This is a genomic window from Pseudomonas syringae (assembly GCF_000737245.1).
GTDB classification, from domain to species: domain Bacteria; phylum Pseudomonadota; class Gammaproteobacteria; order Pseudomonadales; family Pseudomonadaceae; genus Aquipseudomonas; species Aquipseudomonas syringae_J.
This window is the reverse complement of the sequence record NZ_JPQU01000073.1, coordinates 1-12,012: the sequence shown is the minus strand read 5'-3', so window position 1 is coordinate 12,012 and position 12,012 is coordinate 1. Positions and strand designations below refer to the sequence as shown.

Below are 12,012 nucleotides of genomic sequence, written 5' to 3'. Positions count from 1 at the left end.
CAAGCGCGCTCCTACGGATCACCAAAACCTGTTGGAGCGAGGCTTGCCCGCGATAAGGGCGACGCGGTCTGTCAGGCACGCCGCGTCATCGTTCTTCGCGGGCAAGCGCGCTCCTACGGATCACCAAAGCCTGTTGGAGCGAGGCTTGCCCGCGATAAGGGCGACGCGGTCTGTCAGGCAAATCGCGTCATCGTTCTTCGCGGGCAAGCGCGCTCCTACGGATCACCAAAACCTGTTGGAGCGGTGCTTGCCCGCGATAAGGGCGACGCGGTTTGTCAGGCAAATCGCGTTATCGTTCTTCGCGGGCAAGCGCGCTCCTACGGATCACCAAAACCTGTTGGAGCGAGGCTTGCCCGCGATAAGGGCGACGCGGTTTGTCAGGCACACTGCGTCATCGTTCTTCGCGGGCAAGCGCGCTCCTACGGATCACCAAAGCCTGTTGGAGCGAGGCTTGCCCGCGATATAGGACCTCGGTCTGTCAGGCACACCGCGCCATCGTTCATCGCGAGCAAGCTCGGCTCCTACAGCCGACCACCGAACCTGTGTACCTTACTTACCCCACCCGCAATAACACCCCACCGCCATGGTATGCGTGGCGTCCACAGGGCGGCCGGTGCTGAGAGCTTGCAGGATGGGTTCGATGAAGCTGTTGCTGGAATTGCAGGTCAGCCCTTCGCTGTAGGGGCCGAAGTAGGCGAGTTTGCCGTTCTGATCCCAGATCGCAACAGCCGGGCTGGCCGGGATGTGCTCGGCGCCGGGCAGATTCGCCAAAGGATTGATGGCGCTAAGCGTTGCAGGTAGTTGGCCGTGGCTGCCGGGCTTTTGCACCGAGTAGAAATCCACACCGCCCGCGCCACCGAAGTGCTCGGTCAACTCGCTCAGATGTTGTTGATTGCCGACGTTGCATGGGCAGGCCGGGTCCCAGAAGTGCACCAGCCGAATCCGCCCAGGACCTGCCAGTTCAGAGGGCAGCGTCAGCGTATCTCCGGCGAAAAAAACCGCTTGCTCACTGAATGGCCGCAAGTAGCGTCCTTGAAACCAGTCATAGCCGGCCCAGAGCGCTGCGGCGCAGAGCAGGGCGAGCAAGGTGCTCATCAAGGTATTGCGCCGAGAGGATTTCATATCGCTCGCGCCCGGTCCTGCTCGCCTGCCTTGCCATGGTTTGCAATACAGATGAATATCGGCGCACCGTCCCTCGCCTTACCGGTATCGCCATGTCTGCCACGTTCGACCCCGACGCTCTGCGCGCCAGCTTGCAACCGCTCAGCGCTGCCCAGCCGCTTTGTAGCAATGGCCGGGCTTACCAGCGTTTTTACAGCGTGACGGGGGCAGGCTCGGTGCGCAGCTGGCTGGGCCGGATGGATGTTGGCGGCTACGAAATCGTCGGTCAGGTATGGATTCCCGATCAGCCGGTGGCAACCTTGTTTCTGGTGCATGGTTTTTATGACCACATGGGGCTGTTCCGGCACCTGATCGATTGGGCAATGAAAATGGGCTTCGCAGTGATTTCCTGCGATCTGCCGGGGCATGGTCTTTCCAGCGGCTCGCGGGCCAGCATTAATGATTTTGCTGAGTATCAGACTGTTCTTGAACGTCTGTTCGAGGAGGCTTCGAAGCTGCAATTGCCCCAGCCGTGGCATCTTTGCGGGCAAAGCACGGGTGGCGCGATTCTGATCGATCATTTGCTCAATCATGGTGATCAAAGTCCCGCTCAAGGTCAGGTGATCCTGCTGGCGCCGCTGGTCAGGCCGCGCGCCTGGGGTTGGTCAAAGCTTAGCTATTACCTGCTCAAACCCTTCGTGACAGGCATCGCTCGGCGGTTCAGTGAAAACTCGAATGCTCCGGCATTTCTGCCGTTTTTGATGGCTGACCCGTTGCAGCCCCGCCGTTTGCCAACCGCTTGGGTCGGCGCGCTGGCGCGCTGGATTCAGCGTGTGGAGTCAGCCCCCGCCAGCCTGCGCAGCCCTATCATTATTCAGGGCGAGGCCGATATGACCGTTGACTGGGGTCATAACCTTGCGGTGCTTAACGAGAAATTCCGCCAGCCCAAGATACTGATGCTCAAGCAGGCCCGGCATCATCTGGCCAACGAGCTGCCGGAGTTGCGTACGCAATATCTGGCGTTTGTGGAGCAGAAACTGAAGCTGTCGTCGACCGGCTGAAGCAGGTTACTGCCCAGGAGCCAGGCTCGACGAACTCTGCCCGACCGCCAAGCCGGCACGAATCGCCGCCAGTGCAGCTTGATAATAGGCTTTGCCGTCGGCGGATTCGGCGAAGGTGGAGAACTCTTCCAACTCCGGGTCAGACAAATCGCGATAAACATACAGCAGTGTGTTGTTCATATCGGCAGCGATTTGCGCCATCAGCCGTTCCCGCTGGCCATCGAGCATGCCTTGAGCCTGACCGCCGCCGAGCAAGCCGGGGATCATCTGGCTCAGGCTGTCGGCGGCGACACCGGCAATCGCCAGGCTCACTTCGGCACCGGCCTGTTTGGCGGGTAACGCCTGGGCGAGGTGGCCAATCAGCAATTGGCGGGTGGCATCGGCTTGAATCTGCGGCAGACCCTGGGCGTTTTTCGCCAGTTGATCAGGGCGAGTGGCGGTCAACTCAGCATTGACGATCTTGCGCCCCAGCGGCGACTGGAAGAATTTAAGGGCCGGAGTTGGGTCGCGCAGACTGTCGCGCAGGCGTTTCTCGGCGCGCTGATCCATGGCCTGGGCGGCAAAACGCTGATTGCTGTTGTTGACCAGTGCCTCGTAGACCGCAGGCGGCAGGCTATTGCGATAACGTTGCTGCGCAGCCTTGAGGGCATCGCTGAAATGCGCGCGCTGTTCCGGCCAGCCGGCGACCTTGTACAACTGGTCATAGCTGTCTGCCCAGGCGGGCATCGTGCAGAACATCAACAACACAACAAACAAACGGCGCATAGGGACTCCTGTCGGCAGGCCGCTATTCTCCGGGTCCCGGCGGGGCTTTGTCGAGCCTGACCCTCTGATATTTCATGGGCTTGGCGTCAGGTTCAATGCTGTGCTTCCCGATTCAGAGGCGGCTGGATACTATGCGCCATGCAAATCACCTCCGATCACCCGCTGCTGTTACGAATCGTCGACGATCTGGCCGCACGCGGCTGGTCGCAGCAAAACATCTTCCTGCCCGAGAGCCTGACCCTCGAGCTGGCCGCTGAGTGCCGTAAACGTGCGTCCGAGGGTGAGCTGGCGCCTGCTGCTGTGGGGCGCGGACCTTTTCAGGAGATTCGCGAGGGTATCCGGGGGGACCGTATTCAATGGATCGAGCCCGGTCAGGCCGAGCCCTGCGATGCTTATCTGGAGTTGATGGACAGCCTGCGTCTGGCGCTCAATCGCGGGTTGTTTCTGGGCCTGGAAGACTTCGAAAGCCACTTCGCCCTCTATCCGCCGGGTGCTTTTTACCTCAAACATGTGGACCGTTTCCGCGATGATGACCGACGTATGGTCTCGGCTGTGATGTATCTCAACGATGCCTGGCTGCCGGAACATGGCGGTCAGTTGCGCATGTTCCTGGACGATGCTGAGCATGAGGTACAACCGAGCGGCGGGAGCCTGGTGGTTTTCATGTCTGGCGAAATACCCCACGAAGTCTTGCCCGCCACCCGCGATCGGCTTTCCCTGACGGGCTGGTTTCGGCGGCGTGGGGATGGGGTGTTCTGAAAATTCGCGCAGATCTTTGGCTGGATTGAATCTGTGGGAGCAAGCTTGCTTGCGAAGACGGTAGTCCAGGCGCTGACAATATTCCGGCTGTACCTGCCTCTTCGCAAGCAAGCTTGCTCCCACGGGTTATGTCCCTGTCTGCCACATGAAACCTTTGTCATAAACCTCTGGTCTCCATGCGGGTAACCAAGCATCACGCTATGGTTAATGGCACGTCGCACCCAAAACGGAGAGCCCATGAACACCCTTTGCGCAAAAACTGCCCTCGCCAGCCTGTTGCTCGGGGCATCGCTGATGGTCAGTGCCGCCGATCTGCCGCGTACGGCGTCGCCTGCCGGAGCCGAGGTGTACATCATCTCGCCACAAAATGGCGAAACCGTACAAAACCCCGTCAAGGTCCAGTTCGGTCTGCGCGGCATGGGCGTCGCGCCTGCTGGTGTGGATGTGCCGGATACCGGGCATCATCACCTGCTGATTGATGTGAAAGACCAGCCGGACATGAACCAGCCGCTGCCCGTGACCGACAACATCCGTCATTTCGGCAAAGGCCAGACTGAAACCGAAATCAGCCTCCCGCCCGGTCGCCACACCCTGCAATTGCTGATGGGCGACAAAAGCCACATTCCGCTGAACCCTTCGGTTGAGTCTCGGGCGATTACGATCAACGTTCGGTAATCAGCCGCAGCGTGACATTCGCTTGGAATTCTTTTCTGTGGGAGCGAATTCATTCGCGAAGGCGTCCGACGGGGTAAGCACCTGTGTCTGACACAACGCTTTCGCGAATGAATTCGCTCCCACAGGTCTTCTATCTGACAGCAGGGCAGTTTTTATAAGCAAACACATGAAACACCGCTGCACTGAGCGTGAATTCACCCACCTTGCTCATGCCCATTCGGCGATGTGCGCGTAGCGACGCTTCGTTGTCGCCACGAATGAACAGTACGCCCTGGCGATTGGGCTCAAGCTCCAGCAGTTTTCCGAACATCAACTGCGCGAGCCGCTTGCCGCGCTCACTGTCGCTGACGCAGACCGGACCGTAGATATAGGCGTCCGGGTCGGCCCAGGGATAAGCCTCAAGGGTTTTATCGATGATCAGCAATGGTCGCTCTTTGCTGACGTCCTGCGAAGTGGTCATCAGGAAGGCAACCACCTCGCTTCCCCGGCAAGCGACGATCTGCGGCATGTCGGCCATCATTTGCTCGATTTGAACAGCGCTCAGCTCTGCCGCCAAAGAGCCGCCTTGGGCAATCTGATTGGCTTTCTGCAATTTCAACAGGCTTGGCAGGTCCGTTGTGTTTGCTTGGCGGATGTAGATTTCAGTGGGTGTCATGTCATTTTGACCTTTTCTTGCGTCCATGAAAAAGGAGACCCGAAGGTCTCCTTTTGTCCAGCGATCAAAGCTTAGAACAATACGCGGCTGCGAATTGTGCCTTTGATGTGCTGCAGCTTTTCCTGAGCCAGATCGGAGTACTCGGCATCGACGTCGATGACTACGTAGCCGACTTTCTCGTTGGTCTGCAGGAACTGACCGGAAATGTTGATGCCGTTTTCAGCGAAGACCTTGTTGATCTCCATCAGCACGCCCGGGATGTTCTGGTGGATGTGCAGCAGACGGTGCTTGCCAGGGTGAGCGGGCAGGGCCACTTCCGGGAAGTTGACCGACGATACCGAGGTACCGTTGTCGCTGTACTTGACCAGCTTCTCAGCCACTTCCAGACCGATGTTGGCCTGGGCTTCGGCAGTCGAACCACCGATGTGCGGGGTCAGGATCACATTGTCCAGGCCACGCAGCGGGCTTTCAAAGATATCGTCGTTGGAACGTGGCTCTACCGGGAACACATCGATAGCAGCGCCGATCAGGTGCTTGTCTTTGATCGCGTCAGCCAGGGCGTTCAGTTCCACGACCGTACCGCGAGCGGCGTTGATCAGGATCGCGCCTTTCTTCATGGCGCGGATTTCTTTTTCGCCGATCATCCATTGGGTGGATGGCAGCTCAGGCACATGCAGAGAAACGATATCGGCCAGGCCCAGCAGCTCGGTCAGGCTGGCGACCTGGGTCGCGTTGCCCAGTGGCAGCTTGGTCAGCGGATCGTAGAAGAACACCTGCATGCCGAGGCTTTCGGCCAGGACAGACAATTGGGTACCGATCGAGCCGTAGCCGATGATGCCCAGTTTCTTGCCACGGATTTCGAAGGAGTTGGCAGCGCTCTTGATCCAGCCACCACGGTGGCAGGAGGCGTTCTTCTCCGGGATGCCGCGCAGCAGCAGGATCGCTTCGGCCAGGACCAGCTCGGCAACCGAACGGGTGTTGGAGTAGGGCGCGTTGAATACAGCGATACCGCGTTCGCGGGCTGCGTTCAGGTCAACCTGGTTGGTACCGATGCAGAAACAGCCAACCGCGACCAGTTTCTTGGCGTGGTCGAACATCTCTTCGGTCAGTTGGGTGCGCGAGCGAATACCGATGAAGTGAGCGTCGGCGATCTTTTCTTTCAGTTCGGCTTCCGGCAGAGACTTGGTGTGGTACTCGATGCTGGTGTAGCCGGCGGCCTTGAGGACATCCACAGCGGATTGATGGACGCCTTCGAGAAGAAGGAACTTGATCTTGCTCTTGTCGAGGGAAGTCTTGCTCATCTGCTTTAACCTGTGTCCCGGAGAAATTGGCAGTAAGTGAAGCGTGCGCATATCGGCCAAAAGCTCGATTAGCGGGGGGCGTATGCTAGCATATGCACCCCGCGAAACCCCATTCCTGGACGTGAACCGTTCTCAGGATGACCATGAATTGTTCGAGAGTTCCGTCGATGACCCATCCTGCGTTGATAGATGAGCTGAAGACCCTGGTTGAGCCTGGAAAGGTGCTGACCGATGCCGACTCCCTTGAGGCATATGGCAAGGACTGGACCAAGCAATATCCGCCTGCGCCGACCGCCATCGTGTTTCCCAAGACTATCGAACAGGTACAGGCCATCGTCCGTTGGGCGAACAAGCACAAGGTCGCGCTGGTGCCTTCCGGCGGTCGTACCGGCCTCTCCGCTGCTGCGGTGGCGGCCAACGGTGAAGTGGTGGTTTCGTTCGATTACATGAACCAGGTGCTGGAACTCAATCTCACCGAGCGCACGGCGCGCGTCCAGCCGGGCGTGATCACCAAGCAGTTGCAAAACCTCGCCGAAGAAAACGGCCTGTACTACCCGGTGGACTTTGCATCGTCGGGTTCCAGCCAGATTGGCGGCAATATCGGCACCAACGCCGGCGGGATCAAGGTCATTCGCTACGGCATGACGCGTAACTGGGTCGCGGGTCTCAAAGTCGTCACCGGTAAAGGCGACATCCTTGAGCTGAACAAGGATCTGATCAAAAACGCTACCGGCTACGATTTGCGTCAGCTGTTCATTGGTGGCGAAGGGACGCTGGGCTTTGTGGTCGAGGCCACCATGCGCCTTGATCGTGCGCCGAAAAACCTGACGGCCATGGTGCTGGGGACTACGGACTTCGATTCGATCATGCCCGTGCTGCATGCCTTCCACGGCAAGCTGGACCTGACTGCTTTCGAGTTCTTCTCAGACAAGGCCTTCGCCCGGGTGATGAGTCGCGGTGACGTTCCATCCCCATTCGACACCCCGTGCCCGTTCTACGTGCTGCTGGAATTCGAAGCCACCACCGAAGACATCGCCAACGAAGCGCTGGCGACCTTTGAGCATTGCGTCGAGCAAGGCTGGGTGCAGGATGGCGTGATGAGCCAGAGCGAACAGCAGCTGCAAAACCTGTGGAAGCTGCGCGAGTACATCTCCGAGACCATCTCCCACTTCACGCCTTACAAGAACGACATTTCAGTAACAGTTTCGAAAGTGCCGGCCTTCCTGAGTGAAATCGACGCCATCGTTGCCGAGTACTACCCGGACTTCGAAGTGCTGTGGTACGGCCACATCGGCGATGGCAACCTGCACTTGAACATCCTCAAGCCTGAGGCCCTCGACAAGGAAGAGTTCTTCGTCAAGTGCGCCAAGGTCAACAAATGGGTGTTCGAAACCGTGCAGAAGTACAACGGCTCCATTTCCGCCGAGCACGGCGTGGGCATGACCAAACGTGATTACCTGGAGTACAGTCGTTCGCCGGTGGAAATCGAGTACATGAAAGCGGTCAAGGCCGTGTTCGATCCGAACGGCATCATGAACCCTGGCAAAATCTTCGCTGTTTAATCTGACCACACCGAGACCTAGGAGCCGCCATGAGCTATCAGCACAAGTATGTCGACGGAACGAGCATCCATTTCCCGATGGGCAAGGCGGTCTGCGTTGGCCGTAACTACGCCGAGCACGCTAAAGAACTGAACAACGCTGTGCCCACCGAGCCTTTGCTGTTCATCAAGCCGGGCAGCGCTGTGGTTGCGCTGGAAGGCGGCTTCACCATCCCTGCTGATCGCGGCGCTGTGCATTACGAAGCCGAAATCGTCGTGCTGATCGGCAAACCGCTGAGCAAAAGCCCAAGTCGTGAAGAAGTGCTGGACGCGATTTCCGGTTTCGCCCCGGGTCTGGACCTGACGCTGCGCGACTTGCAGACCAAACTGCGCGACAAGGGCTATCCGTGGGAAGAAGCCAAAAGCTTCGATGGCGCAGCCGTGCTCGCCCCGTTTGTGTCGGCTGATACCTTCGCCGACCTGACCGACATCGGCATTCGCCTGACCATCAACGGTGAAGTGCGTCAGGACGGCAACAGCCGCGACATGCTTAACCCGATCGTGCCAATCATTCAGCACATGGCAGCCTGCTTCTCGCTGCAAGCTGGCGACGTCATCATGACCGGCACCCCGGCAGGCGTCGGCCCGCTGCTGGCCGGCGACGAGCTTGTGATTGAGCTGGTCGGTCAGAAGGCGTTTGAAAGCAGCGTTCGCTGATTATCGACGCTTGACCAAAAGCCGCCCGCGATGTCCGTCGCAGGCGGCTTTTTCGTTCTGGGGCGCGCTGAATCGGCTCAATTGGCGTTTTTTTCACAATTGATCTGGATAATCCGGCTTCCAGCCCCGCGCGGGGCTCTGTGCCATCTGATTGTCACCTCTCCAGGAACGCTCATGACCAGCCCTTCGTTGCCACGCAAACCCTCACGCCGTCTGCTCGGCCTGCGTTGGTACGCCTGGCTGTTGCTCGCCGTTGTGATCGGTTATGGCATTGCTTTCGCGATGCACTGGGATGACCGCGGCCTGCTGTGGCTAGGAGAGCGTTTTGAAAGCGAGTCTGAGCGCACCGCCAGCATCTGGCTGCCGGACTACGTGGTCGATATTGATGCCAAACTGTTGCCAGGCATGGAAAAGGATGAAGCCTCCGACCTGTCCTATAACCCGATAACCAAAACGCTCTTCTCGGTCATGGGCAAGAACCCGTTTCTGGTGGAGCTGACGCTTAAAGGCGACGTACTGCGCAAGATCCCGCTGGTGGGCTGGAGCAATCCTGAGGCGGTCGCTGTACTGGAAAACGGCTTCATGGCCATCGTCGACGAGCGCCAGCACCACTTGACCATTGTTAAAGTCACGCCGCAAACCACCACCCTGAACATTGCCGATTTCCCGAAATATGACCTTGGCCCTTCGAAGGACCAAAACAAGGCGTTCGAGGCGCTGGCCTGGGACCCGCGTAATCAGCAGCTGATATTGGGCGAAGAGCGCCCTGCCGCGATGTTCACCTGGAAGAGTGATGGCAGCGACCAGCTCAAGGGCGACAAACAGAAGGTCGTCAGCAACGCCCTGGACCTGCGCAATCTGTCTTCATTGACTATCGATCCCCGCACCGGCCATACCCTTGCGCTGTCCGCCGACTCGCATATGCTTCTGGAGCTGGACGAGAAAGGCAAGCAGGTGAGTTTCATGACCTTGCTGGGCGGCCTCAACGGCTTGAAAAAAACCATCCCCCGCGCCGAAGGTGTGGCGTTCGACGAAGACGGCAATCTGTATATCGTCAGCGAGCCGAATCTGTTTTATTCGTTTAAGAAAAAGTAATCCCTCTCCAAATTGTGTGGAGATTCTATGTTTGCTCTCAAGTCGGGATGACGACGTGGGACCGGCTTTAGCCGGGAAGAGGCCAGTACATCCACGCCATATTTATCTTTAGAAATGTCGCCTTCCCGGCTAAAGCCGGTCCCACGTCGTTACACCCGCTTACGGACAAACATAGTATTTCCCAGAGAATCGGTGGCGTCTGATGGCCCGCCGCCATTAAGCTTCAATTCATCTTTGCATGTTATCTATGCTGCCCGCCCAACCCTTGAGCCGTGCAAATGCGCCTGTCTGCTTCCCGAACGTTTCTTGTACTTTTTGTAATCCTGCTGGCGCTGCTGGGCTTTTTTGCCAATCGTGAATATCGCGTTGTTGAGCGGGTCTCGTTCAACTGGCATTTGCTTTGGCAGGACAAAGATGTGCCCGCTATTGGCCTGAATGACTACAAGGTCGTGATTGAAGGCAAGGTCATTGATGGCCTCGTGGATGATGTCTCGGCGTTGAGTTACGATCCGGACCGCAAAAGTCTGTTTACCGTAACCAATCAAAATGCCGAAATGGTCGAGCTGAGCCTGGATGGCCGCATCTTGCGGCGCATCCCCCTGACAGGCTTTGGCGATGCCGAGGCGGTGGAGTACATCAGCCCCGGGATTTACGTCATCAGCGATGAGCGCAAGCAGCGCCTGATCAAAGTGCATATCGCTGATGACACGACGTTTCTGGATGCGGCCGATGCCGAGCAACTTACGTTGGGTATTGGAGCAGGCAGTAACAATGGCTATGAAGGACTGGCGTACGACACCAAAGGGCAGCGACTTTTCGTCGCCAAAGAGCGCCGGCCGACACAGATCATCGAAGTGCGCGGCTTTCCGAATCTGAATACCGATACGCCAAGCGTGATAGAGGTGTCATCTGACGCCAAGCGCGATGCCGGGCTGTTTGTACGGGATATTTCCAGCCTCCAGTTCGATGAGCGTAGCGGGCATTTGCTGGCGTTGTCCGATGAGTCGCGACAGATCGTAGAGCTGGATACCAAAGGGCGCGCGGTTGCCAACGTCTCGTTGAGCAAAGGCTCGATGGGTCTGCGTAAAGACGTGCCCCAGGCAGAAGGCCTGGCCATGGATGAGGAGGGCACGTTGTACGTGACCAGCGAGCCGAATCTGTTTTACGTGTTCAAAAAGCAGTAAAGAAACATGACATTGCAATTTCTTGTGGGAGCGAGCTTGCTCGCGAAGACAGTTTTCCAGTCTCGGAAGATGTTTCGTCTGAACTGGCTCTTCGCGAGCAAGCTCGCTCCCACAGGTCCATCAAAAATGCAGGATCACGGCATCAACGCTTCAGCGTCTTCACCCCTTCACTCGTCCCCAGCAACAGCAGGTCCGCAGGCCGCGCCGCGAACAGGCCGTTAGTGACCACGCCGACGATGGCATTGATCTGGCTTTCCAGTTCCACCGGGTTGGTGATGTTCATGTTGTGCACATCGAGAATGATGTTGCCGTTGTCGGTCAGTACGCCTTCGCGGTAAACCGGGTCGCCGCCCAGCTTCACCAATTGGCGGGCCACATGGCTGCGCGCCATTGGGATGACTTCCACCGGCAGCGGGAACGCGCCCAGCACGGGCACCAGCTTGCTGGCGTCGGCGATGCAGATGAACGTTTTGGCCACGGCGGCGACGATTTTTTCCCGAGTTAGTGCGGCGCCGCCACCTTTGATCAGGTTCAGATGCTCGTCGCTCTCATCCGCGCCATCGATGTAGAACTCCAGGTCGCTGACAGTATTGAGCTCATAAACCGGAATGCCATGGCCTTTGAGGCGTGCAGCCGTCGCTTCGGAGCTGGCCACTGCGCCATCGAAGGCACCTTTGTGCTGAGACAGTGCATCAATGAAGCAGTTAGCGGTGGATCCGGTGCCGACGCCGACGATGCTTTTGTCGTCCAGCTTCGGCAGGATGAAATCCACGGCGGCCTGCGCCACGGCTTGCTTGAGTTGGTCCTGGTTCATGCGGGCTCCACGGATGCCGAAGATATGGACCCGTAGGAGCACGCTTGCCCGCGATTGCGTTGTCTCAGGCGCCATCAACGTTGGATGTGCCGATGCCATCGCGGGCAAGCGCGCTCCTACAGGTCGAGGAAAAGGGCCGGTATTATAGCGACTTGCCAGCTGCAAAGCCCCGTGATTCGTATGGTCGTGTGTCGGAGTGCGGGTTAGACTTCAAGCCCTTGCCCCTTCCTGCCAGTGATGTCGCCCCGATGCTTGAGCAATACGTCAAAAAGATCCTCACCTCCCGCGTATACGACATCGCCGTGGAAACCCCGCTGCAAGGTGCCCGTCAGCTGTCCGAGCGCC

13 protein-coding genes are annotated in these 12,012 nt (G+C 58.2%); 8 read left to right on the top strand and 5 right to left on the bottom strand.

Going from position 1 to position 12,012, the window contains the following annotated elements; all coding sequences use genetic code 11:
- Positions 1-549: 549 nt before the first annotated feature.
- A complete protein-coding gene (locus IV01_RS03690; protein ID WP_032631028.1) occupies positions 550-1,122 on the bottom strand; it encodes a DUF6436 domain-containing protein in 573 nt (190 codons plus the stop codon).
- A 92-nt stretch (positions 1,123-1,214) separates the two neighbouring features.
- On the opposite strand from IV01_RS03690, the gene IV01_RS03695 reads away from it, so the two are divergent.
- Positions 1,215-2,162 (top strand): alpha/beta hydrolase, encoded by a 948-nt coding sequence (locus tag IV01_RS03695; protein ID WP_032631027.1) that lies wholly within the window; start codon positions 1,215-1,217, stop codon positions 2,160-2,162.
- A 6-nt stretch (positions 2,163-2,168) separates the two neighbouring features.
- Here the strand turns inward: IV01_RS03695 and IV01_RS03700 are convergent, their stop codons facing one another.
- Positions 2,169-2,927 carry a DUF2059 domain-containing protein gene (locus IV01_RS03700; RefSeq protein WP_032631026.1) on the bottom strand — a complete coding sequence of 253 codons (759 nt, stop codon included), beginning with the start codon at positions 2,925-2,927 and terminating at the stop codon, positions 2,169-2,171.
- 138 nt (positions 2,928-3,065) lie between these two features.
- Between IV01_RS03700 and IV01_RS03705 the strand changes: the two genes are divergently transcribed.
- Complete coding sequence (locus IV01_RS03705; protein WP_032631025.1) at positions 3,066-3,686, top strand: 2OG-Fe(II) oxygenase; 621 nt, start codon at positions 3,066-3,068, stop codon at positions 3,684-3,686.
- Between the two features lie 237 nt (positions 3,687-3,923).
- Positions 3,924-4,361 carry a DUF4399 domain-containing protein gene (locus IV01_RS03710; RefSeq protein ID WP_032631023.1) on the top strand — a complete coding sequence of 146 codons (438 nt, stop codon included), beginning with the start codon at positions 3,924-3,926 and terminating at the stop codon, positions 4,359-4,361.
- A 130-nt stretch (positions 4,362-4,491) separates the two neighbouring features.
- On the opposite strand, the gene IV01_RS0125480 is transcribed toward IV01_RS03710, so the two are convergent.
- Positions 4,492-5,016, bottom strand: a complete 525-nt coding sequence (locus IV01_RS0125480) for a GNAT family N-acetyltransferase (protein WP_050507924.1) — start codon at positions 5,014-5,016, stop codon at positions 4,492-4,494.
- Between the two features lie 71 nt (positions 5,017-5,087).
- Positions 5,088-6,317, bottom strand: coding sequence for a phosphoglycerate dehydrogenase (gene serA / locus IV01_RS03715; RefSeq protein ID WP_032631021.1), 1,230 nt, complete (start codon positions 6,315-6,317; stop codon positions 5,088-5,090).
- A gap of 167 nt (positions 6,318-6,484) precedes the next feature.
- Here serA and IV01_RS03720 point away from each other — a divergent pair, with 167 nt between their 5' ends.
- The 4 genes from IV01_RS03720 (at position 6,485) to IV01_RS03735 (ending at position 10,853) form a co-directional block, all read left to right on the top strand.
- Positions 6,485-7,879: an FAD-binding oxidoreductase gene (locus IV01_RS03720; protein ID WP_032631020.1), complete on the top strand. Its 1,395-nt coding sequence runs from the start codon at positions 6,485-6,487 to the stop codon at positions 7,877-7,879.
- 29 nt (positions 7,880-7,908) lie between these two features.
- Positions 7,909-8,574, top strand: coding sequence for a fumarylacetoacetate hydrolase family protein (locus IV01_RS03725; RefSeq protein WP_032631018.1), 666 nt, complete (start codon positions 7,909-7,911; stop codon positions 8,572-8,574).
- Between the two features lie 174 nt (positions 8,575-8,748).
- Positions 8,749-9,669 carry an SdiA-regulated domain-containing protein gene (locus IV01_RS03730; RefSeq protein ID WP_032631017.1) on the top strand — a complete coding sequence of 307 codons (921 nt, stop codon included), beginning with the start codon at positions 8,749-8,751 and terminating at the stop codon, positions 9,667-9,669.
- A gap of 278 nt (positions 9,670-9,947) precedes the next feature.
- Positions 9,948-10,853 carry an SdiA-regulated domain-containing protein gene (locus IV01_RS03735; protein WP_032631016.1) on the top strand — a complete coding sequence of 302 codons (906 nt, stop codon included), beginning with the start codon at positions 9,948-9,950 and terminating at the stop codon, positions 10,851-10,853.
- A gap of 142 nt (positions 10,854-10,995) precedes the next feature.
- Here IV01_RS03735 and rpiA read toward each other — a convergent pair whose 3' ends face one another.
- Positions 10,996-11,667: a ribose-5-phosphate isomerase RpiA gene (gene rpiA, locus IV01_RS03740; protein WP_032631015.1), complete on the bottom strand. Its 672-nt coding sequence runs from the start codon at positions 11,665-11,667 to the stop codon at positions 10,996-10,998.
- A 248-nt stretch (positions 11,668-11,915) separates the two neighbouring features.
- Between rpiA and IV01_RS27165 the strand changes: the two genes are divergently transcribed.
- The coding region (locus IV01_RS27165; RefSeq protein WP_229636159.1) for a hypothetical protein at positions 11,916-12,012 on the top strand (97 nt) is incomplete at its 3' end.

Bases quoted from the DNA above. Each gene is read 5' to 3' on its own strand.
- IV01_RS03690 (WP_032631028.1), bottom strand. From the start codon at position 1,122: ATGAAATCCTCTCGGCGCAATACCTTGATGAGCACCTTGCTCGCCCTG.
- IV01_RS03695 (WP_032631027.1), top strand. From the start codon at position 1,215: ATGTCTGCCACGTTCGACCCCGACGCTCTGCGCGCCAGCTTGCAACCG.
- IV01_RS03700 (WP_032631026.1), bottom strand. From the start codon at position 2,927: ATGCGCCGTTTGTTTGTTGTGTTGTTGATGTTCTGCACGATGCCCGCC.
- IV01_RS03705 (WP_032631025.1), top strand. From the start codon at position 3,066: ATGCAAATCACCTCCGATCACCCGCTGCTGTTACGAATCGTCGACGAT.
- IV01_RS03710 (WP_032631023.1), top strand. From the start codon at position 3,924: ATGAACACCCTTTGCGCAAAAACTGCCCTCGCCAGCCTGTTGCTCGGG.
- IV01_RS0125480 (WP_050507924.1), bottom strand. From the start codon at position 5,016: ATGACACCCACTGAAATCTACATCCGCCAAGCAAACACAACGGACCTG.
- serA (WP_032631021.1), bottom strand. From the start codon at position 6,317: ATGAGCAAGACTTCCCTCGACAAGAGCAAGATCAAGTTCCTTCTTCTC.
- IV01_RS03720 (WP_032631020.1), top strand. From the start codon at position 6,485: ATGACCCATCCTGCGTTGATAGATGAGCTGAAGACCCTGGTTGAGCCT.
- IV01_RS03725 (WP_032631018.1), top strand. From the start codon at position 7,909: ATGAGCTATCAGCACAAGTATGTCGACGGAACGAGCATCCATTTCCCG.
- IV01_RS03730 (WP_032631017.1), top strand. From the start codon at position 8,749: ATGACCAGCCCTTCGTTGCCACGCAAACCCTCACGCCGTCTGCTCGGC.
- IV01_RS03735 (WP_032631016.1), top strand. From the start codon at position 9,948: ATGCGCCTGTCTGCTTCCCGAACGTTTCTTGTACTTTTTGTAATCCTG.
- rpiA (WP_032631015.1), bottom strand. From the start codon at position 11,667: ATGAACCAGGACCAACTCAAGCAAGCCGTGGCGCAGGCCGCCGTGGAT.